The 24,122-nt window shown below is 60.0% G+C and carries 24 protein-coding genes; 10 read left to right on the top strand and 14 right to left on the bottom strand.

Annotated elements, in window-relative coordinates; genetic code table 11:
* Positions 1–55: 55 nt before the first annotated feature.
* The 3 genes from MTP36_RS13935 to tatC all read left to right on the top strand — a co-directional run bounded on the left by MTP36_RS13935 (position 56) and on the right by tatC (position 1,754).
* Positions 56–655 (top strand): twin-arginine translocase TatA/TatE family subunit, encoded by a 600-nt coding sequence (locus MTP36_RS13935; RefSeq protein WP_249251429.1) that lies wholly within the window; start codon positions 56–58, stop codon positions 653–655.
* A 101-nt stretch (positions 656–756) separates the two neighbouring features.
* Positions 757–954, top strand: coding sequence for a twin-arginine translocase TatA/TatE family subunit (tatA, locus tag MTP36_RS13940; RefSeq protein ID WP_015537270.1), 198 nt, complete (start codon positions 757–759; stop codon positions 952–954).
* 2 nt (positions 955–956) lie between these two features.
* Entirely contained in the window at positions 957–1,754 is a 798-nt protein-coding gene (tatC, locus tag MTP36_RS13945; RefSeq protein WP_005922805.1) for a twin-arginine translocase subunit TatC, read from the top strand.
* A gap of 154 nt (positions 1,755–1,908) precedes the next feature.
* Here tatC and MTP36_RS13950 read toward each other — a convergent pair whose 3' ends face one another.
* Entirely contained in the window at positions 1,909–4,170 is a 2,262-nt protein-coding gene (locus MTP36_RS13950) for a glycogen/starch/alpha-glucan phosphorylase (protein WP_249251431.1), read from the bottom strand.
* A gap of 204 nt (positions 4,171–4,374) precedes the next feature.
* Between MTP36_RS13950 and MTP36_RS13955 the strand changes: the two genes are divergently transcribed.
* A complete protein-coding gene (locus MTP36_RS13955) occupies positions 4,375–5,214 on the top strand; it encodes an AraC family transcriptional regulator (RefSeq protein ID WP_249251433.1) in 840 nt (279 codons plus the stop codon).
* A 121-nt stretch (positions 5,215–5,335) separates the two neighbouring features.
* Positions 5,336–5,593 carry a heavy-metal-associated domain-containing protein gene (locus MTP36_RS13960; RefSeq protein WP_055186730.1) on the top strand — a complete coding sequence of 86 codons (258 nt, stop codon included), beginning with the start codon at positions 5,336–5,338 and terminating at the stop codon, positions 5,591–5,593.
* Positions 5,594–5,847: 254 nt separating this feature from the next.
* On the opposite strand, the gene MTP36_RS13965 is transcribed toward MTP36_RS13960, so the two are convergent.
* The 3 genes from MTP36_RS13965 to MTP36_RS13975 form a co-directional block, all read right to left on the bottom strand.
* A complete protein-coding gene (locus tag MTP36_RS13965) occupies positions 5,848–6,555 on the bottom strand; it encodes an LrgB family protein (protein ID WP_249251435.1) in 708 nt (235 codons plus the stop codon).
* A complete protein-coding gene (locus MTP36_RS13970) occupies positions 6,548–6,907 on the bottom strand; it encodes a CidA/LrgA family protein (protein WP_113620720.1) in 360 nt (119 codons plus the stop codon). The genes MTP36_RS13965 and MTP36_RS13970 overlap by 8 nt, the downstream gene beginning before the upstream one ends.
* Positions 6,908–7,108: 201 nt before the next feature.
* Positions 7,109–7,540 carry an RrF2 family transcriptional regulator gene (locus tag MTP36_RS13975; RefSeq protein ID WP_005922796.1) on the bottom strand — a complete coding sequence of 144 codons (432 nt, stop codon included), beginning with the start codon at positions 7,538–7,540 and terminating at the stop codon, positions 7,109–7,111.
* 236 nt (positions 7,541–7,776) lie between these two features.
* On the opposite strand from MTP36_RS13975, the gene cysK reads away from it, so the two are divergent.
* Together cysK and MTP36_RS13985 are read left to right on the top strand one after the other, a co-directional pair.
* The gene (gene cysK / locus MTP36_RS13980) at positions 7,777–8,709 is read left to right on the top strand and encodes a cysteine synthase A (protein ID WP_236130744.1); all 933 of its coding nucleotides are present in this window, start codon (positions 7,777–7,779) and stop codon (positions 8,707–8,709) included.
* A gap of 489 nt (positions 8,710–9,198) precedes the next feature.
* Positions 9,199–10,149, top strand: coding sequence for a tRNA dihydrouridine synthase (locus MTP36_RS13985; protein ID WP_330220866.1), 951 nt, complete (start codon positions 9,199–9,201; stop codon positions 10,147–10,149).
* A gap of 59 nt (positions 10,150–10,208) precedes the next feature.
* On the opposite strand, the gene MTP36_RS13990 is transcribed toward MTP36_RS13985, so the two are convergent.
* Positions 10,209–10,454, bottom strand: a complete 246-nt coding sequence (locus MTP36_RS13990) for an IreB family regulatory phosphoprotein (protein ID WP_005921243.1) — start codon at positions 10,452–10,454, stop codon at positions 10,209–10,211.
* Between the two features lie 164 nt (positions 10,455–10,618).
* Between MTP36_RS13990 and MTP36_RS13995 the strand changes: the two genes are divergently transcribed.
* On the top strand, positions 10,619–11,026 hold the full coding sequence (locus MTP36_RS13995; RefSeq protein ID WP_249251441.1) for a holo-ACP synthase: 408 nt from the start codon (positions 10,619–10,621) through the stop codon (positions 11,024–11,026).
* Between the two features lie 140 nt (positions 11,027–11,166).
* Complete coding sequence (locus tag MTP36_RS14000; RefSeq protein ID WP_005921241.1) at positions 11,167–11,517, top strand: type II toxin-antitoxin system PemK/MazF family toxin; 351 nt, start codon at positions 11,167–11,169, stop codon at positions 11,515–11,517.
* A gap of 535 nt (positions 11,518–12,052) precedes the next feature.
* On the opposite strand, the gene MTP36_RS14005 is transcribed toward MTP36_RS14000, so the two are convergent.
* The 4 genes from MTP36_RS14005 to MTP36_RS14020 form a co-directional block, all read right to left on the bottom strand.
* On the bottom strand, positions 12,053–13,426 hold the full coding sequence (locus tag MTP36_RS14005) for a sigma-70 family RNA polymerase sigma factor (protein WP_249251442.1): 1,374 nt from the start codon (positions 13,424–13,426) through the stop codon (positions 12,053–12,055).
* Positions 13,427–13,477: 51 nt separating this feature from the next.
* On the bottom strand, positions 13,478–14,476 hold the full coding sequence (gene ymfI, locus MTP36_RS14010) for an elongation factor P 5-aminopentanone reductase (RefSeq protein WP_249251446.1): 999 nt from the start codon (positions 14,474–14,476) through the stop codon (positions 13,478–13,480).
* A gap of 240 nt (positions 14,477–14,716) precedes the next feature.
* Positions 14,717–15,217 (bottom strand): nucleoside deaminase, encoded by a 501-nt coding sequence (locus MTP36_RS14015; RefSeq protein WP_044959752.1) that lies wholly within the window; start codon positions 15,215–15,217, stop codon positions 14,717–14,719.
* 13 nt (positions 15,218–15,230) lie between these two features.
* Positions 15,231–15,620, bottom strand: a complete 390-nt coding sequence (locus tag MTP36_RS14020; RefSeq protein ID WP_249251450.1) for a CPBP family intramembrane glutamic endopeptidase — start codon at positions 15,618–15,620, stop codon at positions 15,231–15,233.
* A 200-nt stretch (positions 15,621–15,820) separates the two neighbouring features.
* Between MTP36_RS14020 and MTP36_RS14025 the strand changes: the two genes are divergently transcribed.
* A complete protein-coding gene (locus MTP36_RS14025) occupies positions 15,821–16,678 on the top strand; it encodes a DegV family protein (RefSeq protein ID WP_249251452.1) in 858 nt (285 codons plus the stop codon).
* Positions 16,679–16,851: 173 nt separating this feature from the next.
* Here the strand turns inward: MTP36_RS14025 and MTP36_RS14030 are convergent, their stop codons facing one another.
* The 5 genes from MTP36_RS14030 to MTP36_RS14050 all read right to left on the bottom strand — a co-directional run bounded on the left by MTP36_RS14030 (position 16,852) and on the right by MTP36_RS14050 (position 24,114).
* Complete coding sequence (locus MTP36_RS14030) at positions 16,852–17,625, bottom strand: TSUP family transporter (protein ID WP_118658386.1); 774 nt, start codon at positions 17,623–17,625, stop codon at positions 16,852–16,854.
* Between the two features lie 159 nt (positions 17,626–17,784).
* On the bottom strand, positions 17,785–18,774 hold the full coding sequence (locus MTP36_RS14035; protein WP_249251453.1) for a dipeptidase: 990 nt from the start codon (positions 18,772–18,774) through the stop codon (positions 17,785–17,787).
* A gap of 15 nt (positions 18,775–18,789) precedes the next feature.
* Positions 18,790–22,086 (bottom strand): DEAD/DEAH box helicase, encoded by a 3,297-nt coding sequence (locus MTP36_RS14040; RefSeq protein WP_249251457.1) that lies wholly within the window; start codon positions 22,084–22,086, stop codon positions 18,790–18,792.
* A gap of 270 nt (positions 22,087–22,356) precedes the next feature.
* Positions 22,357–23,535: a GGDEF domain-containing protein gene (locus MTP36_RS14045; RefSeq protein WP_249251458.1), complete on the bottom strand. Its 1,179-nt coding sequence runs from the start codon at positions 23,533–23,535 to the stop codon at positions 22,357–22,359.
* 189 nt (positions 23,536–23,724) lie between these two features.
* On the bottom strand, positions 23,725–24,114 hold the full coding sequence (locus MTP36_RS14050; RefSeq protein ID WP_117928862.1) for a metal-dependent transcriptional regulator: 390 nt from the start codon (positions 24,112–24,114) through the stop codon (positions 23,725–23,727).
* Positions 24,115–24,122: the final 8 nt, after the last annotated feature.

The following is a 24,122-nucleotide window of genomic DNA, read 5'->3' on the forward strand; positions in this document are numbered from 1 at the left end:
TATGGTGTGCGGCGGTCTTAGAAATGCCCTTGGTACAGGAAAGGAAACGTTACTTATGAAAATTGGTTTTTGGGAACTTATCGTCATCGTCATCGTGGCGTTTGTGTTCATCGGCCCGGACCAGCTGCCTGTCTACGCAAAGAAGATCGGCAAGATGCTCCGCGAGCTGAAGAAATACACCGGCGCTGCTTCTGAAGAGATCCAGAAGAACGTGGTGGAGCCGCTGAATGAAATTCAGGCTCCCCTGAAAGAGGCTGTTGCCCCCCTGACCGATATCAAAAAGGATATCGACAGCAGCATGCGGGACGTGACCAAGAGCTTTACCGGCATTGGCAAGACCAGCAAAGAGGAAGCCGCCAAGAAGCTGGCTGAGACCGAGGAGGTCACCGACCTGACCGAGGACACTGTGGAGGAGCTGCCCGAGCAGCCTGCCGAAGCCCCGGCTGAAACTGCCGAGACTGCCCCGGCTGAAACTGCCGAGACTGCCCCGGCTGAAACTGCTGAAACTGTGGAGGCTCCCGCCGAAAAGCCGGAGCAGGCCGCTGCCGAGGCCGCACAGCCCGCCGCTGAGCCGGTGGCCGAACCTGTGCAGGAAGCCCCTGCCGCAGCCGAAGAGGCCGCCGAAGCCGCACCCGCTGAGGAAGCAAAGGTGTAAGCGCCCCTACTTATTTATGGATGCACCCGCGCCCGCGGTTGCCAGATACATTCTGTAATACGCCCGCCACGCGGCGCGGCAAGAAAAAGGAGATATTTATTATGCGTATTGGTACTAATGAGCTGCTGATCATTCTGGTTGTCGTTCTGCTGATCTTCGGACCCAAGAACCTGCCGAAGCTGGGCAAGATGTTCGGTAAGACCATCAATGGCTTCAAGAAGGGCATGGAGGACGAGGACGCCGAGCAGTCCGAGGAGACCGTGAAGAAGGCTGATAAGAAGGACGAAGACGAGGAGTAATTGTGGCTACAAACAAAAAGCGCAAAAAGAAAGCCGAAGTCATGGCAGAGGACGGCAGCATGACGCTGACCGGCCATCTGAAAGAACTGCGGAACCGGCTCATCATCTGCGCGGTGGTGTTTGTGGTGGGCGTGGTGGTCTCGCTGGCGTATGCAGACCGTCTGATCGATCTGCTTACCGCCATGGGCCGCGACTATTACCAGTTCGTGTCCATTGCCCCGCAGGAAAAACTGATGCAGTATTTCCGGGTGTCCATTCTGGCCGGTGTGGTGGTAACGGTGCCTGTGGCCTTTTACAACATCTACGCCTTTGCAAAGCCGGGTCTGAAAAAGAGCGAGAGCACCTTTTTCAAGCTGGTCATGCTGCTGGGTCTGATCCTGTTCTGCGTGGGCGTGCTGTTTGCCTATAAGCTCATGATGCCGTTCATGCTGCGGTTTCTCAGCACCGGCATCGAGGGTGCAGAGTACATCCAGACCACGACCAGTATCGAGAGCTACGTCAACCTCTGCCTGACCATGTTCATCATCTTTGGCTGTGTGTTCGAGATGCCGCTGATCACCATCATCCTTTCCAAGATGGGCATCATCAACCCGCAGATCCTCAAGCAGGTGCGCGGCGTGGCCATCGTGGTCATCTTCTTCATCGCTGCTGTGGTCACCCCGCCGGACATCGTGTCCCAGTGCATGGTGGCTTTCCCCATGGTGCTGCTGTATTTCGTCAGCATCTTCCTGAGCGGCATCTTCTATAAGCCGCGTGATACGGATGAGGATGACGAGGAAGAAGAGGAGAGCGAGGACTGATCCCGCTTCCGTTCCGGTTTTCATCAACTGAATCAAACGCCGCTGCACAGCCGTGCAGCGGCGTTTCTTGTTGACACGGAAACAAAAAAGCTGCCGCACAGCTTTGTGCAGCAGCCTATGAGAAAATAAAAGAGAAACGCAGGCTCAAAAACGATTATTTGCCCAGATGCCAGATATCGCGGTCATACTCGGCAATGGTGCGGTCAGAGGAGAACATGCCCGCCTTGGCAATGTTCACAAGGCACTTACGCCGCCAGCCCATGGGGTCGCAGGCGTAATCGCTGAGTGCCTGTCCCTTGCGCACGACGTAGGCGTTGAAGTCCGGCAGGGTCTGGAACCAGTCCTTGTGGATCAGCTCGTCATGCAGGCGGGTCAGGTTTTCGGCATGACCGGCGGCCAGCATCTCCGGCCCAGTGAGAAAGCTGATGGCGCGGCGGATGTTGGCATCGCCCTCCACCCACTGGGCGGGGTCGTAATCGCCCACGGCGTAGCGGTGGATGACCTGATCGGAGGTCTGGCCGAAGATATAGATGTTCTCTTCCCCCACCTGCTGGCTGATCTCCACGTTGGCACCGTCCATGGTGCCCAGCGTCAGCGCACCGTTCAGCATAAACTTCATGTTGCCGGTGCCGGAGGCCTCCTTGGAGGCAAGGCTGATCTGCTCGGACAGGTCGCAGGCCGGGATCAGCTTTTCGGCGGCGGTGACGTTGTAGTTTTCCACGAACACCACCTGCAGCCACTTGGACACCTCCGGGTCTGCGGCAATGACCTTGGAGAGGGTCAGCAGCGCATGGATGATGTCTTTTGCAATGGTGTAGGCGGGAGCGGCTTTGGCGCCGAAAATGCTCACCAGCGGCGCGGCGGGCAGATGTCCTGCCTTGATCTCGTAGTACTGGTGGATGAGGTACAGCAGGTTGAGCTGCTGGCGCTTATACTCATGCAGGCGCTTGGACTGGATATCGAACACGGCATCGGTGCTCACGGTCACCTTCTGGGTGTGCAGCAGCCAGTCTGCCAGTGCCTCCTTGTTGGCCTTTTTCACGGCGGTCAGCTCGTTCAGCACCGTCTCGTCGTCGGCAAAGGCCAGCAGTTTTTCCAGTTCGGCGGCATCCTTGCGGAAACCGGAGCCGATGTGCTTTTCCAGCGTGGCAGTCAGGCGCGGGTCACATTCCAGCAGCCAGCGGCGGAAGGTGATACCGTTGGTCTTGTTGTTGAACTTTTCCGGGTACAGCTCGTAGAAGCCGTGCAGCTCAGAGTTTTTCAAAATCTCGGTGTGCAGTGCCGCCACGCCGTTGGTGGAATGGGTAAAGTGGATGTCCATGTGTGCCATGTGCACCCGGTCGTCCTTATCAATGATGGCAAGGCTCTCGTCCTCGGTGCGGGTGCGTGCCAGCGCATCCAGCTTTTCGATGATGGGCATCAGCTGCGGCACCACGGCATCCAGATAGGCGCGCGGCCACTTTTCCAGTGCTTCGGCCAGAATGGTGTGGTTGGTGTAGGCGCAGGTCTTGGTGACGATCTCCACAGCCTCCTCAAATTCGATGCCGCGCTCGCCCAGCAGACGGATGAGCTCCGGGATGACCATGCTGGGATGGGTGTCGTTGATCTGGATGGCGGCGTAGTCTGCCAGATCATGGAAGTTGCAGCCCCGGGCGGCGCACTCGGCCAGAATGAGCTGTGCACCGGCAGAAACCATCAGGTACTGCTGGTACACTCGCAGACGGCGGCCGGCCTCGTCGGAATCATCCGGGTAGAGGAAGAGGGTCAGGTTCTTATCAATAGCGGTCTTGTCGAAGGCAATGCCGTCATGGACGATGCTCTCATCAATGGTATCAAGGTCGAACAGGTTCAGGGTGTTGGTGCGTCCCTCGTAGCCGGTAACGGCCAGCTTGTACAGCCGGGCGGTGTACTCCTTGCCCGCCAATTCCACCGGGTAGGTGGTGTCGGTCTTTTCCGCCCAGCTGTGGGCAGTCAGCCACGGGTCGGGCTTTTCGTTCTGCACACCGTCCTCAAAGGACTGATGGAACAGACCGAAGTGGTACCGCAGACCCACGCCGTCGCCGGGCAGGTTGAGCGTTGCCAGAGAGTCGAGGAAACAGGCAGCCAGACGCCCCAAGCCGCCGTTGCCCAGAGAAGGCTCCGGCTCTACCTCTTCAATATCGGAAAGGCGCTTTCCCGCAGCAGCCAGTGCAGACCGGGCTTCATCGTACAGCCCCAGATTGATGAGGTTGTTGGACAGCAGCTTGCCGATAAGAAATTCGGCGCTGATATAGTACAGCTTGCGCCCGGTGACCGGCTGCACGCGGTCAGCGCTCTTCTGCCGCACCAGTTCCAGCAGTGCCAGATACAGCTCCTGATCGGTGCAGTCTGCCAGCAGCTTGCCGGTGATACTCTGTAACGTTTCGGTAAAGCTCATAAAAGCATCCTCCTTTGTCAGGGTGCATCTGAAAAGTCGAAAATTCAGTCTATTTCTTTGTTTTCAGATACACCTTACGGAAAACAGGTTTGACATCTGTACTTCAAGATATACCACATAGAACGTTCAAAATCTTGCCTAAATAGTGCAAACTATGGTACAATCCTATCATCAGGGGGTGAGACGATGCAAAATCAGGCTTCTTTGCAGGAGACAAAACAGCACGGTGCAGTGCGGTTTCCGTTTAATTTGTACCCCTGCACCATTCCGGGGGATTTTCAGCAGGTAGCACTCCACTGGCACGAGAGCATGGAGCTGGTCTTTGTCAAGCAGGGCATGGGGCTGGTACAGGTGGGCGCTGTGACCTACCCGGCCTACCGGGGGGACATCTTTATTTTTGCCCCGGGCACGCTCCACGCGCTGCGGCAGGCAGAGGGGCAGCGCATGGAATACGAAAATATCATCTTTGAGCCGGAGCTTCTGGGCGGCGCAGAGGATCTTTGCGCCGAGAAATATCTGCTGCCGCTGCAAAGCGGGCGGCTTTCGCTGCCGGTGCGGCTGACCCCGAACGATTTGTGCTATCTGCAAGCCGCCGCCTGCCTGCGGGAGCTGGAGGATGCCAACCGCGCCAAGCGCCCCGGCTACGAGCTGCTGGTAAAAGGGGCGCTGCTGCGCTTTCTTGCCCTGCTCATTGCACAGGGCAGGCAGTGTCTCCCCACCGAAACCGCCGACACCCAGCGGCTGAAAACCGTGCTGCAGTGGCTTTCGGCCCATTATGCCGAGCCGCTCCGGGTAGCCGATGCCGCCGGGGTCTGCTCCTTCAGTGCCAGCCACTTTATGCGCTGGTTCCGGCAGATGACCGGACAGAGCTTTGTCGCCTTTCTGAACGAGTACCGGCTGAACACCGCAGCCGAAGCGCTGCAAACCACCGATGAGACCGTGCTGACCATCGCCTCCCGGTGCGGGTTTGAAAACCTTTCCTATTTCAACCGGGCGTTCAAGGCGCATTTCGGCATGACCCCTCGGGATTACCGGAAAAAATAAGCCAAGCGCTTGACAGCTGTGGCTGTATGGCGTATGATGTGGGCAGCGGCTTTTCCCGGAGTGAAAAGTTAGTTAATTCTAACTATTATTTTATAAGATATTTCTGAAGGAAGGTATAATCATGATCCAGACGACCGTAGAAGTAGGCGGCATGGCGTGTTCCATGTGCGAAGCCCATATCAATGACGCCGTGCGCAGTGCGTTTCCTGTGGATAAAGTTTCGTCCTCTCATGCCAAGGGCAAGACCGTGATCCTTTCCAAGGAGCCGCTGGACGAAAACGCGCTCCGCGCCGCCATTGAAGCCACCGGATACCATGTGGGCACCATCCACAGTGCACCGTATGAAAAGAAGGGGCTGTTCTCCTTTTTCAAAAAGTAAGCACTGTCCCCCACCGCTGCTAGCTGACTGCAGAGGTACTGCTGTACATCATTCTGCCGCAGGCCCACCGCAACATCATCCCGCAGCTGCATCGTCCGCTCTATGCAGGCGCGGCAGAAGAAGGCCGCATAAAACTGATTGCTACCAACCATTCTTCTTTTCACCTCTTTTTTATTTTTCCCCACAGAGAAACACCCCCGGCAGCCGTTGCGGTTGCCGGGGGTGTTTCTGTATCTTTAGATTTGCACTCGGTTTTAGTGGACAAAGCCCACAAACACCGGGCAGAGCACGGCGGTCAGCACACCGGCTACGGCAATGGAAAGGCCGCTCATGGCACCTTCCACATCACCCATCTGCAGCGCCTTGCTGGTGCCCACGGCATGGGCTGCCGTGCCGATGCCCACGCCCTTGGCGATGGGGTCGGTGATGTGGAACAGCTTGCACACGGTCTCGGCCAGCAGTGCGCCCACGATGCCGGTGACGATGACGATCGCACCGGTCAGGGCGGCAATGCCGCCCAGCTCAGCTGCCACGTCCATGCTGATGGCGGTGGTCACGGACTTCGGCAGCAGAGTAACGTACTGCTCCTTGGTCAGGTCCATCGCCAGCGCCAGCGCAAAGGCGCTGCCCAGACTGACCAGCGTGCCCACCGAGATGCCTGCAATGATGGCGGGCGCGTTCTCCTTGAGCAGATCCAGCTTTTCATACAGCGGGACGGCCAGCGCCACCGTGGCGGGCAGCAGCAGGTAGCTTACCGGCGCGGCGCTGGTTTTGTAGTCCCCGTAGGGGATATTGCACACCGACAGAAAAATGATGACAAAAATACTGCCCAGCAGCAGCGGGTTAAAGATGGCCTTGCCGGTCACCCGGTTGATAAGCACACCCAGCCCAAAGGCTGCCAGCGTAAGCAGCACGCCCCATGCCACAGAGCCGGTCAGAAAGTCGTTCAGCAGCTCAGTCATGGTCGGCCTCCTCCTTTTTATTGCGGGCAGTCAGCGCCTGCGTGGTGCGGCCTGCGGCCGCCATTACCAGCACCGTCACCGGCAGAATGGCGATCAGGATGGGCAGCAGCAGCTGTCCCATCTCTGCCCACAGCTCCATGATGCCCGCAGCGGCGGGCACGAACAGCAGCGGAAAAATACCGGTCAGGTAGGTGCCGGTCTCCTTGACCTGCTCCAGCTTTACAACACCGGCGGTCAAAGCTGCCAGCAGCAGCACCAGACCGTACACACTGGCAGGCACCGGCAGCGGCAGCACCGCGTGCAGCACCTCACCCAGAAAACAAAACGCGAGAATGCGCCCGAACTGAAAAATATACTTCGTGTCAGAACTCCCCTTTCTGGTCTTTTAACAAACAGACAACGGGCTTTTCGCCCGGAATTTTCTGTCTCACACAAAGTAAAAGTATACCGCGGACTGCCCGCTCCATCAACCGTAAATCTTGCCAAGAAGTTCTGCACCTTTTGCGCAGAACTGTACAAAAAAGCGCACCGGGCCAAGGCCGGTGCGCAAGGGTCAGATCACATAGTCATTCCCGGCCTGATCCGGCAGGGCAAGGTCTGCCAGTGTGATCTTGCCAAAGTAGTCCGAGATCAGATCGTTGAGCCCCTTCCACATCTCGTAGGTGCGGCAGTTGGCCATCCGGGCGCAGGCAGAAGCGCCGGGGGTCAGGCAGCTTACCGGGGCAAGACTGCCTTCGGTGAGCATCAAGATCTCGCTTACCGTATACTGATCCGGGCTGCGGGTCAGCCGGTAGCCGCCGCCCTTGCCGCGCAGCCCCTCCAGAAAGCCGTTCTGCACCAGTACCTTGAGGATGTTCTCCAGATATTTTTCCGAGATCTCCTGCCGGGCGGCTACTTCCTTTAAGGGAACATATTTTTCAGACTGATGCTCCGCGAGGTCGATCATCACCCGCAGCGCATAGCGTCCTTTGGTCGAAACGATCATGATCCGTACTTCCTTCCGGTTAAATTTTATTATAACCCATTATACAACAGGGTAAGTCACTTTTCAATCCCACTTTTTTCAAAAAAGCCCTTGACAAGCAAGGAAAACAGGGCTATAATGCCATCAAACCCACAAACAATGTTGGTTTAAAGGTTTAGAGGGAATCACAGCCGGGCACCCCGGCACAAGACAGGGTCATGCACCCCGTAACGATATCAGAAAGAGGGACAAGTATTATGAGCAAGATCTATACCGCCGCAGATCAGTTGATCGGTCACACCCCGCTGCTGGAGCTCAGCCATATTGAAAAGGAAGAGCAGCTGCCCGCCCACGTTATCGCCAAGCTGGAGTACTTCAACCCCGCCGGTTCTGTGAAGGACCGCATTGCCAAAAAGATGATCGACGACGCCGAGGCCAAGGGTCTGCTGAAGGAAGGCTCCGTCATCATCGAGCCCACCTCCGGCAACACCGGCATCGGTCTGGCTGCCGTGGCAGCTGCCAAGGGCTACCGCATCATCATCGTAATGCCCGAAACCATGAGCGTGGAGCGCCGTCAGCTGATGAAGGCCTACGGTGCAGAGCTGGTGCTGAGCGAGGGTGCCAAGGGCATGAAGGGTGCCATTGCCAAGGCCGATGAGCTGGCAAAGGAGATTCCCAATTCCTTTATCCCCGGCCAGTTCGTGAACCCCGCCAACCCGCAGGCACACATCGAGACCACCGGCCCCGAGATCTGGGAGGATACCGATGGTAAGGTTGATATCTTTGTGGCAGGCGTTGGCACCGGCGGCACCGTGACCGGCGTTGGCAAGTACCTCAAGAGCAAGAACCCCGCCGTCAAGGTGGTGGCGGTAGAGCCCGCCTCCTCCCCTGTGCTGAGCAAGGGCACTGCCGGTGCACATAAGATCCAGGGCATCGGCGCAGGCTTTGTGCCGGACGTGCTGGACACCACCGTCTATGACGAGATCATTGCCGTGGAGAACGACGACGCCTTTGCCACCGGCCGTCTGATCGGCCACAAGGAAGGCGTGCTGGTGGGCATCTCCTCCGGTGCTGCCGTCTGGGCTGCCATCCAGTTGGCAAAGCGTCCGGAGAACGCTGGCAAGAACATCGTTGTTCTGCTGCCCGATACCGGCGACCGCTACCTGTCCACCCCGCTGTTTGCGGAATAATCTCAAAAAACTCTCCTCTCCCGCTCTGCATCCCGCAGGGCGGGAGTTTTTGTTTGGGGACAAGACGATTTGAAATGGCTTCCGCTGCGGGCGTGCCCGCTCCCCCTTGGGGGAGCTGTCGCGCAGCGACTGAAGGGCTTTTAATGGAGAAGCGAAAAAAGCGTTAAAGCGATAGCGCCGACTGGCGCAGCGCTAGCTTTTTTGTGCTTCGACTTCTTCTTTAGGTTTGTCAAGGGCGTGTAGCCCTTGGCCCGTTGCGGGGTGGGTGGAGTCCAGAGGTAGGGAGGGGGGAGTCGGAACACCCCTCCCTGCCTCTGGCCCAGCGGAGCGTCTTTGCACGCTGAAAGCAGGCAGTAACTTCCCCCGCAGAGCGCACACTTTTCTGGTTCTCTTTTGGTGTCAAAAGAGAACATCCCCCGTCCCCTCCCCTTTCCCCTCACGCAATTTTATGCTACAATACCGGTAACAAAAACGTTTGGAGAAACGCCCATGCTTTATTATGCTGCCCCTATGGAGGGGTTCACGGACCGGGTCTGGCGGCAGACCCATCAGAAATGGTTCGGCGCACAAGGCGCTGCCGACCGCTATTATGCGCCGTTTATCTCCCCGCCGGAGAACCGGGTGCTCATTAAAAAGAAGATGGCAGAGCTTGCCCCGGCGGCAAACCCCGGTGCGCCGGTCATCCCGCAGCTGCTGGCAAAAGACGGCGAACTGGCTGCGTGGATGATCGGTCAGCTGCGGGCGCTGGGCTATACTGAGGTAAACCTGAATCTGGGCTGCCCCGCCGGGACGGTGACCGCCAAGGGCAAGGGCTCCGGGATGCTGCGGGACCCGGCCAAGGTGGACGCCTTTCTGGACGGGGTGTTCTCCCACGCTGAAGGGCCTGTTTCGGTCAAGACCCGGCTGGGGGTAGAGAAACCGGAGGAGTTTGCCGCCATTCTGGAAATTTATAATCGCTACCCCATCTCGGAGCTGACCATCCATCCCCGGGTGATGCGGCAGCAGTATCGCGGACAGGCCGACCGCGCCGCCTTTGCGGCTGCGCTGCCCCGGTGCACCATGCCGGTGTGCTACAACGGCGATGTGACCACCGCCGCCCAGCTTCACGCGCTGGAAGAGGAGTTTCCCGCCCTGTCCGGCATCATGGTGGGGCGTGGGCTCATCGCCGACCCGGCGCTCTTCCGCAAAGCACGGGGCGGTGCGCCCGCCACCAAGGAGGAGCTGCGGGGCTACCTGACCGACCTGTACCACGGCTACACCGAACTGTTTGGCAGCGCAGGCTGCGCCATCAGCCGGATGAAGGGGCACTGGTTCTACCTCATCCACTGCTTTGCCGGGGCAGAAAAGCTGGAAAAGCAGCTGAAAAAGCTGCGGGAGCCGTGGGAGTACGAGGTGGTGGTGAACCAGATCTTCACCCTGCCGCTGGTGGAAAACGATTAAAATGGTCACACAAAAAAAGCCCGCCGTCTTGCAAGACAGCGGAGCTGAAAAGGACCGTATTACACGTTAAGGTAGCTGCGCAGCATAGCCTGCAGCAGATCGTCACGATCCACCTTGCGGATCATGGCACGGGCATTCTTATAGGTCGTAATGTAGGTAGGGTCTTCGGACAAAATGTAGCCCACCAGCTGATTGACCGGGTTATAGCCTTTTTCCTTCAAAGCATCGTACACCTGTTGTACGATCTCGTGGATCTCATAGTCCTTTTTGTCGTGGATGGAGAAAATCGCGGTTGCGTCTCCCACGCAATACACCCCCTTCGGTTGAAACTAGCCCCATTGTACACGAAATGCGCCGAAACTTCAAGATAATTACGCTGGATTTGCACATCCTGCACAAAATTTCCAGCATTGTTCCGGCAAGATGAACGATGTCCGGGCGGCATTCTGCCCGCGAAAGGAGCCTTTGTATGCTTTACGGCATCGGCTGCGACCTGTGCAGCCTTTCCCATCTGGAAAAAAGCCTTTCCTCTGCTCACGCGGCGGCCTTTGTGCGCCGGGTGTACGGCCCGGCTGAGCAGGCGGCGCTGGGGATTTTGGAAGCGTCCCCTGCACCGCTGAACGCCCACCGCCTTGCCAGCGCCGCCGCAGATTTTGCCGCCAAGGAGGCCTTTCTCAAGGCGGCGGGCACCGGTCTGCGGGAACCCTTTTCTCTATGTGAGATCGAGGCCGTCCGGCTGGAAAACGGTGCCCCGGCCTACCGCTTCAGCGGGCAGACCGCCGCCTGGGTGGCGCAGCACCGGCTGCGGGCCCGGCTCTCTTTAAGCCACGAGGGCGGCATGGCGCTGGCCTTCTGCACGCTGGAAGAGGAAAACTGACTGCCCTTTGTGCATACAATGGAATATCGCCCCCGCACTGCATAAGCCGCACCCTGCCTGCGCATACTGAGAGCAGACAGGATGCGCCGGACGCATCACATAGCGGGGCACATCCTCCAGACAAACAGGAGGGAGATTCCATGGAGGTACACAGAGGAGAAGTTTTCTACGCTGATCTTTCGCCGGTGGTGGGCTCGGAGCAGGGCGGTGTGCGCCCGGTGCTGATCGTACAGAACGAGATCGGCAACCGGCACAGCCCCACCGTGATCGCGGCGGCCATTACATCCCGGCTGGACAAGACCCGCCTGCCCACCCACATCAACATCCGGGCGGCGGACACCGGCCTTGCCAAGGACAGCGTGGTGCTGCTGGAGCAGATCCGCACGCTGGATAAGCACCGCCTGCGGGAGCGCGCCGGGCAGATCACCGCCGCCGATCAGAAGCGTGTGGATCAGGCACTGGACGTCAGCCTTGGGCTGAGCTCGTACTGAAAAACGATCTGGAATGCGCTCCGCTTCGCTTTGCGCATCATCAGCGGAAAAAAGATTTTTTAATTTGGGGTTCTGAAAAGCCTGCGGGCTTTTCAGAACCCCTTTTTCACGGGAGGGGTCGTAGAGGAAAGCGGCAGATGCAGCACCGCTTTCTGCGAAAGCGCGGCGCTGCGGGCGGGCCAGCTCCCCCTCGGGGGAGCTGGCCCGCAGCGACTGAGGGGCTATTGATGGAGAAGCGAAAAAAGCGTTAAAGCGATAGCGCCGACTGGCGCAGCGCTAGCTTTTTTGTGCTTCGACTTCTTCTTTAGGATTGTCAAGGGCGTGCAGCCCTTGGCCCGTTGCGGGATGGGTGGAGTCCAGAGGTAGGGAGGGGGGACTCGGAACACCCCTCCCTGCCTCTGGCCCAGCGGAGCGTCTTTGCACGCTGAAAGCAAACATGAACTTTCCCCACGGCGCTGCAACTGCGGTTTCTCTTCCATGAAAAAAGGGATAGCAGGACCCACGCGGGTGTTCTGCTATCCCAAAATACATATTATTACTCGATCAGGCCGTTGAGCAGGGTCAGGCACTTGCGGCTGTGCAGCTTGCGGATAGCCTTGGCTTCGATCTGGCGCACACGCTCGCGGGTGACGCCGAAGTCGCGGCCGACCTCCTCCAGCGTGCGGGGACGGCCATCGTCCAGACCAAAGCGCAGGCGGATGACCTTTTCCTCGCGGGGGGTCAGGCTCTTGAGCGCCAGATTGATCTGCTGTGCCACCATGGCGCGGTCAGCTGCCTTGCCGGGAGCCTCGGCGTTTTCGTCGGCAACGAAATCGCCCAGAGAGGAATCCTCTTCCTCACCCACGGGGCTTTCCAGGCTGGCGGGCTCCTGTGCCATGCGCTGGATCTCGCGCACGCGCTCCACGCTCATGTCCATGGCCTTTGCCAGCTCCTCCGGGGTGGGCTCGTGACCGTTCTGGTACACCAGCTGGTTGGTGGCCTGACGCATCCGGTTGATGGTCTCCACCATATGCACCGGGATGCGGATGGTACGGGCCTGATCCGCGATGGCGCGGGTGATGGCCTGACGGATCCACCAGGTAGCGTAAGTGGAGAAGCGGAAGCCGCGGTCACAGTCAAACTTCTCGGCAGCCTTGATCAGGCCGATATTGCCCTCCTGAATGAGGTCAAGGAAGGCCAGATTATGGCCGACATGCTTCTTGGCGATGGACACCACCAGACGCAGGTTTGCCTCGCTCAGGCTGCGGCGGGCGTTCAGGCCGTCGCGGCGGGTCTTGAGCAGCTCCTGACGGCGTTCCTCGCTCAGGGGGCCGTTCTCCACGGCTTCCATGGCCTTTTTCTCGTCTGCCTTCTCCTCGGCATCCTCGGCAGACTTTTCGCCGTCCTCGTCCAGATCCTCGGTGTAGCTGCGGCTGTTCTCGTCCTCTTCAAAGGAGAAGCGGGCGCTGTTCTTCTTGATGTACTCCGGTGCGTCGTACTTCTGGCGGTCTGCCTGCAGAATGTGTGCAGCCTCGGCACCCGCATGGATGCGGCGGCTCAGCTCCACCTCCTGCTCGGCGCTCAGCAGCGGGATCTGACCGATCTGCTTGAGGTAGTTCTTCACCGGGTCGTCCAGCAGCTCATCCATGGCGGCCTTCAGGTCTGCCGGGTTCTCCTCGGCATCCTCTTCGTTCTCATCGGCAAGGCCCATGTCATCGTTGTTGTTCTCGGCGTTCTCCACCTCAGCAATGATGCTGTCCACGTCCAGACTCGGCTCGCTCTCCTCCTCCAGGATCTTGATGCCGCGCTCCTCCAGCAGGGTGTAGAGGGTATCTACATCCATGCGGCATTGTGCCGCCAGCGCCTTGGCCTCCTGTGCAGAGAGGGTGCCCTCGCCCTTAGTCAACAGTTCCTTCAAAGTCATGCCCATTTTTTCTCTCCTTCCCACTCCGGGGAAAATTCTGTAATATTGCCCTGTGCATCAGATCACAAGGCCGCCGTTCACCCCGAACACCTGTCCGGTGATGTATCCGGCATCCTCGCCGGCCAGAAAGACCAGCAGCTTTGCAACTTCTTCCGGGGTGCCCAGCCGCCCCACAGGGGTCTCCTCGGCCAGTGCCGCCTTGTCCTCGGCGGTAAAAGCCGCCATCATATCGGTCTCGATGACCCCGGGCGCTACGCAGTTCACGGTAATGCCGCTGGGGCCTTCCTCCTTCGCCAGTGCCTTGGTCAGGCCGATGAGCCCGGCTTTCGCGGCGGAATAGTGCACCTCGCAGCTGCCGCCGGTCTGGCCCCACATGCTGCTCACGGTCAGGATGCGGCCCTGCTTGCGGCGGATCATGCCGGGCAGCGCCAGCTGGCACAGGTGGAACGCACCGCTCAGGTTCACGTCCAGCATCCGCTGCCACTCCTCCGGGGTGATGTCGGTAAACAGCTTCTGCTGCGCGATGCCGGCGTTGCACACCAGCACATCCACCCTGCCCATGGCCTGTTCCACTGCATGAAACGCCAGCTCACAGCTGGCGCGGCTGGCCACATCGCACTGGATGGCGATGCACCCGGGCAGCTGCTGCTCCAGCGCAGCGGCTGCAGCGGCGTTCTGGTGGTAGAGCACCGCCACCTGATACCCTGCTGCCGCAAAGGCGCGGGCAGCGGCAGCACCGATGCCCCGGTCGCCGCCGGAGATCAGCACCCGGCGCGCCGCAGCGGGTGCGGCAGGGGCAGGCCGTTCTTTTACAGGCTGCGGCGCAGGCTCTTCGGGCTGCGGCGGCGCAGGCGGCTGTGGCTCTACGGTTTTTTCCAGCGTGATCACCCGGGTAGGCTCCTCCGCCACAGGTGCTGCCGGTTTTTCCAGCGTCATGATGCGGGTAGGTTCATCCGCCACCGGCGCAGCCGGTTTTGCAGCCGGTACGGCAAGGGGCTCCGGCGCGCTCTCTTCCTCCGGTACCTGAAAGGTCAGTTCAAACTCGTCCTCGTACAAGAGTGTATCCCTCCTGTTCGGTATTCTCGGCCGGGCGCAGTGCCCCAGCCGGAAAAACCCTGTGCCCATTCCCAGACAGTGCAGCGTTCCGTTTATGTATCCGGCAAAGGTCCGGTGCTTTGGCGTGCCTGCCTGTACTTACGATGGGTTTCGACAAGATTCCATTGAATAATATACCACAATCCAGCCCAAAAAGAAAGTGGGAACTGCAATTTTTTACGCAGTTCCCACTATTTTTCCTTATTTTCCCCTGTTTTCGGGCACCGGGGGCTTCCAGCGGGGTCTGCCCGCCCGCTTTTCCCGCAGGGAAACAAAAAACGCCTGCAAAAGCTGCTGTGCCTCGGCCTCCCGCAGCCCCTTTTCCACCACCGGATGGTGGTTGAAGGGCAGCGCAAACAGGTCGGTCACCGAGCCGCAGCACCCGGCCTTGGTGTCGGCAGCGCCGTACACCACCCGGCGCAGACGGCTGTTGATGATGCCGCCCGCGCACATAGGGCAGGGCTCTAAGGTGACGAACAGCTCGCACTCCCACAGCCGCCAGCCGCCCAGCGCCTTGCAGGCGGCATCAATGGCCAGCAGTTCCGCGTGGTGCAAAGCGTTTTTCTCGGTCTCCCGGGTGTTGTGCGCCGTAGCCACCACCTCGCCGTGCCGCGCCACCACCGCGCCCACCGGCACCTCGCCCAAGGCGGCGGCTTTGGCGGCTTCTTCCAGCGCAAGACCCATCAGTTCAAAATCGGTCATGTATCCCATCCTCTCATCCCATCGCCAGCACCAGCAGATTGTTTGCACTGTGCAGCAGCATCCCCGGCCAGAGATGTCCGGTGCGGTCTGCCAGCCACCCCAGACCCAGCCCGCACACCAGTGCATAGGCCATGGCGGCAGCGCTGCCGTGCTGCAAGGCGAACAGCGCCGCCTGCAAAAGAATAGCCTGTCCCCTGCCCAGCGGCTGCGCCCGGCGCTGCACCGCGCCCCGGAACACCCCTTCCTCCGCCAGCGGAGCCAGCAGGCAGACCCGGAAAAACCGCGCCGCACCGCCGGGCGGCATGGGCAGCAGCACCGTCAGAACCTTGCCCGCCAGCAGATACCCCACCGCCCAGCCAAAGGCCGAAAGCAGTGCGGCGGTGCGGGGGTTCAGCTTGTGCATGGTCGGTCTCCTCCTGCTATGGTTCGTTCCCGGTTATAGTACCATATCTGCCGCCGAGTGCGCAAGGTTTCGGCGTTCTGTCGTGGCAAATTTATGCAAAATATTGACACATCGACCTGAATGGTGGTATAATAATTTCCAACCTTTTTAATAAAAGCGTTGTGTATACTGTATTTTACCGGTAGACCGGAGGTATTATTATGATCCGTATCCTCACCGATTCCGCGTGCGACATCCTGCCCGCCGAGGCGCAGCAGCTGGGCGTGACCGTGATCCCCCTGAATGTGACGCTGGAGGACGGCACCGTCCTGCGGGACGGCATCGACATGACCCCCAGCGAATACTATACCCATCTGGCATCCTGCCGCAAGCTGCCCACCACCAGCCAGCCCAGCCCGGAGCAGTTCGAGCGGCTGTATCTGGACGCCGCTGCCGCCGGGGACGAAGTGCTGGGCATCTTCTTGTCCGATGCGCTGTCCGGCACCGGTCAGTGCGCAAGGCTTGCCGCCGACCTTGCCAACGTGGACAATGTGGTGTTCGTGAACACCGAGAACGTCTGTCTGGGACAGTCTTTGCTGGTGCGTCTGGCGGTGCAGCTGCGGGACGCCGGCAAAACCATCACCCAGATCGCTGCCGATCTGGAAAAGGCCAAGCAGCACCTGCATCTGGTAGCCGCTGTGGACGATCTGAAGTACCTGCGCAAGGGCGGCAGACTGTCTGCCGCCGCCGCTGTGGCGGGCGGTATGCTGGGCATTAAGCCCATCCTCGCCGTCATGGAGGGTAAGGTAGTGCTGGCCGGTAAGGCACGCGGTCTGCCCGGCGTGTATGTGGCGCTGTTCAAAAAGATCGACGAGATGGGCGGCATCCACCCGGGCTACACGCCGCTGCTGGGCTACACCGTCAACCCCCGGGAATTGCATCCGCTGCTGACCTATTTGCAGGACAACCTGCATCTGGACGCACCGTTGGTGCGCCAGATCGGCTGCGTCATCGGCACCCACACCGGCCCCGGCGCCTTCGGCATCGCGTTCTTTGATAAAGAGTTGACGCTGGAATAAAACCTATTAGCAAAACAAGTCGGGCAGCCCGCGGGCTGCCCGACTTTGTTTTTACCCGTGAAAAAGTAGTTCCGAAACGCCCGCAGGCGTTTCGGAACTACAAATAAAATATTCTTTCCGCTGATTATGGCCAGAGCAAAGCGGAGACCATTCCAAATCGTCCCGCCTTGCCCTTACAGCACCGCGTCCGAGATGAGCTTGCCCAGCAGCAGAACCAGCACCACCAGCATCATGGGGCGGATGAAGCGGGCACCCTTTTTCAGGGCAAAATGGGAACCCAGCAGGTTGCCCAGAATGTTGCTGACGGCACAGGGGATTCCGATGTGGAACACCACCAGACCGTTCATCAGGTAGGTGAACAGGCTGGCGTAGTTGCTGGCCAGATTGAGCACCTTGCCGTTGCCGTTGGCGGTGCGCAGATCAAAGCCCATCAGGGTGGTAAAGGCAATGATGGCAAAGGTGCCGGTGCCCGGGCCCATAATGCCGTCGTACAGGCCGATGCCCAAACCGATGGCCAGCGCCAGCAAAATCTTTTTCAGGTCCAGCGTGCCGTCGTCCCGGTTCTCATCCGGCAGGTTGCGCTGCCACAGGATGATGACCGCCGCCACCGGCAGGATGATGAACATCATGGTGCGCAGCATCTCATCGCTGAGCAGCAGCACGATGTGCGCGCCCAGCGCACTGCCCGCAAAGCTGCCGATGGCTGCAAGAACGCCCACCTTCACGTTCATGGCACCGCTTTTGAAAAAGCTTGCCGTGGCAAAGGTCGTGCCGCAGGCGGCGCTGAACTTGTTGGTGGCATAGGTGTAGTGGGGCGGCAGCCCGGCAAACAGATAGGCAGGCAGACTGATCAGCCCGCCGCCGCCGGCTGCCGAATCCACAAAGCCTGCAAAGCCGGTCATCAGCATGAGAAACGCCATCATCCACGGCGAGATCGTGATACCCATTGTTATAATTCCTCTTATCTTTCCAAGTCGTTTGTTCTTTTTCAGGGGACGCGCGCCTCAGACCATATAAAACCTCCCCTCGCAGGGCAATACACAGCCCGGGATACCCGCGCACAGCAGGGCATCTCCGGGCACTTTTTGCAATTTTTCGACTTGATATTACAGATTGTTTTTAAAGAAGCGGTATGCGTTGCGCCAGTAGATGGCCTCCACCTCGTCCTCGGTAAAGCCCTCGCGGCGCAGTGCCTCGGCCAGCAGTGGCATATCTGCCGCCGTTTCCAGCTCGCGCTGACCGCCAATGCCGTCAAAATCGCTGCCAAGGCTGATGACCTCAATACCGCCCACCTGCTTGAAGTGTGCCGCGTGCTTTGCCAGCCGCTCCACCGTGCTGCGGCAGAGCTTGGGGTGTGCCGAGTCTGCGTCCACAAAGGAAGCGCAGTAATTCAGCCCTGCAATGCCGCCTTTTTCTGCCAGTGCGCGGATCATCTCATCGGTCAGGTTGCGGTTGTGGGGTGACAGGGCACGGCAGTTGGAATGGCTTGCCGCAAAGGGGCGGGTGCTGTGGTTTACGATGTCCCAGAAGCCCTTATCGGAAAGGTGGCTCACGTCTGCGGTGATGTGCAGCTTTTCCATCTCTTCCAAAAAGGCAAAGCCTTGCTCGGTCAGGCCGGTCTCGGTATTGGCCACCAGCGGCCCGCCGGGGTTTGCGTTGGGGGCTGCCAGCTCGTTGGGGTAGTTCCACGTCAGGGTCATCATGCGCACGCCCAGTTCCTGCAGCCGCCGCAGCACGCCCAGACTGCCCTTGCAGCAGCCACCCTCTTCCACCGTCAGCATGGCGCTGAGCTTGCCTTCGGCGCGGTTGCGCTCAAGGTCGGCGGCGGTGTACACCGGAGCGATTTTTTCCGGGTAAGCTGCCATGAGCCGCTTGAAGATGTCGATCTCCTCCAGCACGCTTACCAGCGGGTCGGCCCCGGGGGCGGGGTCGGCCAGATTCACATAGGCCGCAAAGCATTGCAGCAGATAATCCCCCTGCTGCAATTTTTCAAGGTCGATATGCAGATCGTTGTGCAAAAAGCTTTTGGGTGCGCCCGCCTTTTCGGCGCGGCGCAGTTTAAGCAGGGTATCGCAATGCAGATCCCAAACCTTCATGATGGATCCACTCCTTTATGCTTCTTCTCCCAGCAGCTGCAGCAGCTGTTCGGGGTTCATGGACAAAATCGCGCCGTCTGCCCCACCGGTAACGGTGTCGGCCAGCGACTGCTTGGCCTGTTGCAGCTCCACGATCTTTTCCTCAATGGTGTCCTGCGCGATCAGCCGGTACACCTGTACCGGGTTGCGCTGACCGATGCGGTAGGCGCGGTCGGTGGCCTGATTCTGCGCGGCAAGGTTCCACCACGGGTCGTAGTGGATGACGATATCAGCGGCGGTCAGGTTCAGACCCGTGCCGCCCGCCCGCAGCGAGATCAGAAAGACGTCTGCCTCGCCCTGATTGAACCGGCGCACCTGCTCGGCGCGCACCGGCTTCGGGGTAGAGCCTTGCAGGGTGAAGTGGCTCACCCCGGCTTCGTCCAGCCGCTTTGCCAGCAGCTCCAGCATGGAGGTGAACTGGCTGAACAGCAGAATGCGGTGCCCGCCCGCCACCGCCTCGGTGACAAGTTCCAGACAGGCTTCCAGCTTGGCGCTGCTGCCGGTCCAGTTGTCCGCCACAAGGCGCGGGTCGCAGCAGATCTCCCGCAGCCGCATCAGCACGGCAAACACGGTCATCTTGTCCTCCGGCTTTGCCGCCCGCAGCTTTTCGCGGGCGTCCACCACCGCTGCCAGATACAGCTTGCGCTGCTCGGTCTCCAGCTCAACGCGGCGCACGTTCTCGGTTTTGGGCGGCAGCTCCCGCAGCACTTCCGACTTCATGCGCCGCAGGATGAACGGCCCGGTGAACTGGTTCAGCCGCCGCACGGCGTTGGCATCCTCGTCCTGCACGATGGGCTTTTCAAACCGGGCGCAGAAGGTCTTGTAGGGGGGCAGATACCCCGGCATCAAAAAGGAGAAGATGCTCCACAGCTCGCCCAAGCGATTCTCCACCGGGGTGCCGGTCAGGGCAAAGCGCACCCGGCTGTTCACCCGGCACACCGCCTTGTATTTCTGGGTGGTGTGGTTTTTGATGGCCTGCGCTTCGTCCAGAATGCAGGCGTAGAAGCTTTGCCCGGCATACAGCTTTTCGTCCCGGCGCAGCAGGTCGTAGCTGGTGATGACGAGATCCGCCTGCGCCCACCCATCGACCAGCGCGGCGCGGTGGGCGGCATCGCCGTCCATGGCAACGCTTTGCAGCTGCGGGGTGAACTTCTGGCATTCCTCCTGCCAGTTCAGCACCAGCGACGCCGGGCAGACGATGAGGCTGGGCAGCTGCTGCCCGCCCTCCTTCATGGCCAGCAGGTAGCTGAGCACCTGCACCGTCTTGCCCAGACCCATATCATCGGCCAGAATGCCGCCCATGCCGTAGCCATCCAGTGTGCGCAGCCAGCGGTAGCCGTCCCGCTGGTATTTGCGCAGGGTCTTTTGCAGCGAAAGCGGCGGGGTATACTCGCTGTCCCGCACGGCGTGGAAGCTGCGGCTGATGCGCCGGAAAGCATCGTCCCGGTCGAACCGCAGACCGTTCTGCCCCGAAAGCGCCCAGTCCAGCGTGGGGGCACGGTAGAGCGGCAGGGCGGCGTGGCCGTCCTTCAGCTTTGCGCCGGAAAGCTCCAGCGTATCGTTCAGCTCGTCCAGCCCTTCCAGACTGTCATCCAGCCGCAGCAGACTGCCGTCCCGCAGACGGTGGTAGCGCTTTTTCTGGTGCAGGGACTGCAAAAGCTCCCGCAGTTCCTCCACCGGGAAGGCACCGGTGTCCACCTCTAAATCCAGCACACTGCCGTGCACCGACACCCCTACCGAGATCTTAGGCGGGGCGGCCTGTAAGTTGCGGAAGGCATCGGTCTGGTACACCTCGCCCATGGCCAGCAGGGCGGGAATGCCCTCTTCCAGCAGTTGGAAAAGCGCCTCCTCCCCGGAAATGCTGTAATGCCCCGGCTTGCCGGTCTCGGGTTCCAGATAGGTTTCCAGCAGCCGCTTTGCCCGGTTCTCGGTGCGGGCATCCCGCAAAAGGTCGGGCGGCACCGGCTCGCCGGGGGCTACCCTGTCCTCTCCGTACAGAAAGACCGGGTACGCCGTAACGGTAAGCCCCCGGTCGGCATCCAGATAAAACTGCACCACCGGTTCCAGCGGGATCTGGTTCAGCAGCAGCCGGTCGGGGTCCACGATGTTGACCCGGTTGCCCAGTTCCGGCAGCACATAGCTGCAAAAAGCGGCGGCATCCGCGCTGGTAAAGAACAAACTGCGCCCGCCAAAGGTTTCCAGTACCGGCAGCACCCGGCGGCATTCCTCCCGCTGCATCCGCCAGAGGGTGGTTTCGCCCAGCAGATAGGCATAGTCCAGCCCCTGCACCCCGCTGAGCACCGGCGTACAGCTCAGCTGCACGCCGCCCTTGCGGCGCTCCACCTTCAGGCTGATGACCGGCAGTCCCTCTTTAAGGGTGTAGCCGCCCACAACGCCCTCGGCGGCGTAAAGCTCCACAAGGGCATCCAGCCCCTCGCCGGTCAGCGGCAGACCGCCCGCCGGGCCTTTATCCCAAGCGGAGCGCACCGTGCCCTCGGCTTCAAATTCCTGCCGGGCGCTCACCTGACTGCGCAGCAGCCGCAGCAATTGCTGCGCATCCGGGGCAAAAGCGTCCCACCGGTGCACGAAGGCCAGCGATTTGCCGTAGCTGACGCTTTCGCCCTGCTCGATCGCATCCAGAAACTGCGGGATGCTTTTTACCAGATACTGCCGCCTGCCGATGCCGTCCGAGACCCGAAGCCGCAGCCAGATACGGCCATTGTGCGGCGTAAGCTCCGGTTCCAGCAGAGCAAAGCCGGTGCGCTGGGCAGCGGGCGGGGGCAGGGGCTGCGCGTTCTCCCGCTGGTAGCGCTTCAGCAGCAGCTGGGCCTCATAGTCGGTCTCCGGCTCCTCGCCCCGCCACTTGCGGCCGAACAGCATATCCAGTCCGGCGCTGTAACTGTCCTTGCGGGGCTCAGTGCTCAAGCCGGCAACGCCCCGCTGCACCCCGGGGATACTCTCCGGCTTTTTTTCCGGGGCAGGCGGGTTCTTTTCCGCGTCCTGTAATAGCAGCGCACCGATATGCTTGCAGTAGGTGCCGTCGCCGTTTTGATTATAGGGGCAGTCGCAGGAGGCGCTGACAAAGCTGCCGTTTTCCCGCAGCCAGACCTGCGTATAATAGCAGTCCGGCCCGCTGCCCTGCACCAGCGCCGTCAGGTGCCGCACCCCGTCCTCGTTGGTGGTGCAGCTGCTTTGCAGGATGCGCTTGCGGTACTTCTGTGCCCGCTCAAAGATGCTTTTGCCAAGCAATGCGCGGATCTCCTGTGCGTCCATGTGGTCTCCCTCCCCTGTGCTGTCGCGGTTCCGGTCTATTCTATAAGAATACCGCGTTCCACCCCGGGATGCAAGGGCAGAAGGGTAAAAAACGTTTAGAAAGCGCGGGGCGGGACGATTTTGAATGGCCTCCGCTTTGCTTTGGCCATAAAAATTATTTTTATATAGAGCAATACCGGAGCGTCTGCGGACGCTCCGGTATTGCATTTTTCACGGGAAAGGCCGTAAAGGCAAACGGCATTTATCGTGTTATAGTAAGTTCACAACTGTTCAGTCCTGTTTTTCTGCGGGGGCTGTGCCGTGCTTGCGGGTCTTGAGGTGGTACATTTCCTGATCGGCTTTATCGATCAGGTCGTGCACGGTGGCGATGTCCGGCTCAAGGCGGGCGCAGCCGATGCTGATCTCGATCTGATAGGGCTTGCCGGAGGCGGCGTTGGCGGCGTCCAGCTCCCGCTGGATGGAGACGATCAGGGTGCGCACCTCCACGCTGTTGCAGCCGCAGGCGATGCAGAATTCATCGCCGCCGTAGCGCGCCAGCACGCCGTTATAGTTGGCGCACACCTTTTTCAGGATGCCCGCCAGCAACACCAGTGCGGCATCGCCCTCCAAGTGGCCGTATTCATCGTTGATGTGCTTGAAGTGATCCATGTCCATCATGAGGAAATGCAGCGAGCGGTTGGGGTGGCGGCGGTAATAGGGCAGCTCGCTTTCCAGATAGCGCAGCGCCACGATACGGTTGCTGACGCCGGTCAGGGTGTCCACCGTGAACTTGGTCTGCAGCACCAGCACATACACGCACACCAGCCCCAGCGTAATGCCGCAGCACAGCAGCCCGCGCCCAGGCAGCCAGCCTTGCAGCAAAAAGCCTGCCGCCGGCGCAAGCGCGAGCAGCAGCAGAGTTTTCAGTTCCTCTTTGGGTGTTTCCTGCTTCCAGTGGCTCAGCGTCCAGCTGCAGCGGAGAAAGGCTGCTGCCAGATAGGCAAGCCCCACCAGCTTCGCCCCCCAGAACAGGGTGCTGCCCCGCAGCCCCTCTGCGTCCAGATAGCAAAAGCCGTTTTCGTCCCGCGCTGTCAGCAGCACCAGCAAAAGCAGTGTCACCGGTGCGGCGCTGAGTGCCAGCCTGCGGCCGTCCTCCATCCATGTACGCCCCAGCTCTGCCTCCACATATAAAAACACCAGCAAGCAGCAACACGCCGCCAGCAGATAAAACAAAATACTGCCCCCGGCGTTCAGCCGGTAGGTCAAGGGGATGCCCAGCTCCTCCCACGCGCCCAGCTGCGCCAGCGCACTGCCATAATCTACGATCGTCAGCGCCCCGGCAAACCACAGCAGCGCCGTAAACTGCCGCCCGGGCAGACTTTTATCCCGCATTTTCTGCTGCGCCCGCAGCAAAACCGCCAGTGTGACCAGACAGAGCCCACTGACCTGAGTATGCGCAATAGCATCCATGCCGCAACGCTCTCCTTTATCCTAGGGCGGCTTTGCGCCGTCCCGACCCTTTTTCGCTCTTCCAACGTTCCTTTTTCGCACAGACCCATTGTACCAAATCCATAACAAATATGCAACACAAACCGAAAAATTTATACAAAAAAAGACACCGGAACGTCTTTCGGCGTTCCGGTATCTTTTGAACTCAAATCACTTTGCCTGCGGATGGGCAGCATCGTTGCGCAGGGCGCTTTCGCGGATCTTTTCCAGCGTCTGCTCGCTGAGGATATGCTCTGCCTTGCAGGCGTCCTCGGCGGCGGTCTGCTCGTCCACGCCCAGCTGCACAAAGAAGTGGGTCAGCAGCTGGTGGCGGCTGTAAATGCGCTGAGCGATCTCCTGCCCGGGCTCCAGCAGGGTCAGGTTGCCTTCGCCGTCCACCGCGATATAGCCGTTCTCCCGCAGCTTTTTCATGGCGATGCTCACGCTGGCTTTGGTAAAGCCCAGCTCATTGACAACGTCAATGGAGCGCACTTTGCCCATACGCTGGCTCAGCATCAGGATCGTTTCAAGATAATCTTCTGCGGACTGGTGGATCTGCATGGTTTGTC

This window comes from Faecalibacterium sp. I4-1-79 (genome assembly GCF_023347235.1).
In the GTDB taxonomy this organism is placed as follows: domain Bacteria; phylum Bacillota; class Clostridia; order Oscillospirales; family Ruminococcaceae; genus Faecalibacterium; species Faecalibacterium tardum.

Bases quoted from the DNA above. Each gene is read 5' to 3' on its own strand.
- tatA (WP_015537270.1), top strand. From the start codon at position 757: ATGCGTATTGGTACTAATGAGCTGCTGATCATTCTGGTTGTCGTTCTG.
- MTP36_RS13950 (WP_249251431.1), bottom strand. From the start codon at position 4,170: ATGAGCTTTACCGAAACGTTACAGAGTATCACCGGCAAGCTGCTGGCA.
- MTP36_RS14020 (WP_249251450.1), bottom strand. From the start codon at position 15,620: ATGCACAAGCTGAACCCCCGCACCGCCGCACTGCTTTCGGCCTTTGGC.
- MTP36_RS14005 (WP_249251442.1), bottom strand. From the start codon at position 13,426: ATGGGCATGACTTTGAAGGAACTGTTGACTAAGGGCGAGGGCACCCTC.
- MTP36_RS13985 (WP_330220866.1), top strand. From the start codon at position 9,199: ATGCTTTATTATGCTGCCCCTATGGAGGGGTTCACGGACCGGGTCTGG.
- MTP36_RS14015 (WP_044959752.1), bottom strand. From the start codon at position 15,217: ATGACCGATTTTGAACTGATGGGTCTTGCGCTGGAAGAAGCCGCCAAA.
- MTP36_RS13965 (WP_249251435.1), bottom strand. From the start codon at position 6,555: ATGACTGAGCTGCTGAACGACTTTCTGACCGGCTCTGTGGCATGGGGC.
- MTP36_RS14050 (WP_117928862.1), bottom strand. From the start codon at position 24,114: ATGCAGATCCACCAGTCCGCAGAAGATTATCTTGAAACGATCCTGATG.
- MTP36_RS14025 (WP_249251452.1), top strand. From the start codon at position 15,821: ATGATCCGTATCCTCACCGATTCCGCGTGCGACATCCTGCCCGCCGAG.
- MTP36_RS13995 (WP_249251441.1), top strand. From the start codon at position 10,619: ATGCTTTACGGCATCGGCTGCGACCTGTGCAGCCTTTCCCATCTGGAA.
- MTP36_RS14000 (WP_005921241.1), top strand. From the start codon at position 11,167: ATGGAGGTACACAGAGGAGAAGTTTTCTACGCTGATCTTTCGCCGGTG.
- MTP36_RS14030 (WP_118658386.1), bottom strand. From the start codon at position 17,625: ATGGGTATCACGATCTCGCCGTGGATGATGGCGTTTCTCATGCTGATG.
- MTP36_RS14045 (WP_249251458.1), bottom strand. From the start codon at position 23,535: ATGGATGCTATTGCGCATACTCAGGTCAGTGGGCTCTGTCTGGTCACA.
- MTP36_RS14040 (WP_249251457.1), bottom strand. From the start codon at position 22,086: ATGGACGCACAGGAGATCCGCGCATTGCTTGGCAAAAGCATCTTTGAG.
- MTP36_RS13975 (WP_005922796.1), bottom strand. From the start codon at position 7,540: ATGATCGTTTCGACCAAAGGACGCTATGCGCTGCGGGTGATGATCGAC.
- MTP36_RS13935 (WP_249251429.1), top strand. From the start codon at position 56: ATGAAAATTGGTTTTTGGGAACTTATCGTCATCGTCATCGTGGCGTTT.
- MTP36_RS14035 (WP_249251453.1), bottom strand. From the start codon at position 18,774: ATGAAGGTTTGGGATCTGCATTGCGATACCCTGCTTAAACTGCGCCGC.
- cysK (WP_236130744.1), top strand. From the start codon at position 7,777: ATGAGCAAGATCTATACCGCCGCAGATCAGTTGATCGGTCACACCCCG.
- MTP36_RS13960 (WP_055186730.1), top strand. From the start codon at position 5,336: ATGATCCAGACGACCGTAGAAGTAGGCGGCATGGCGTGTTCCATGTGC.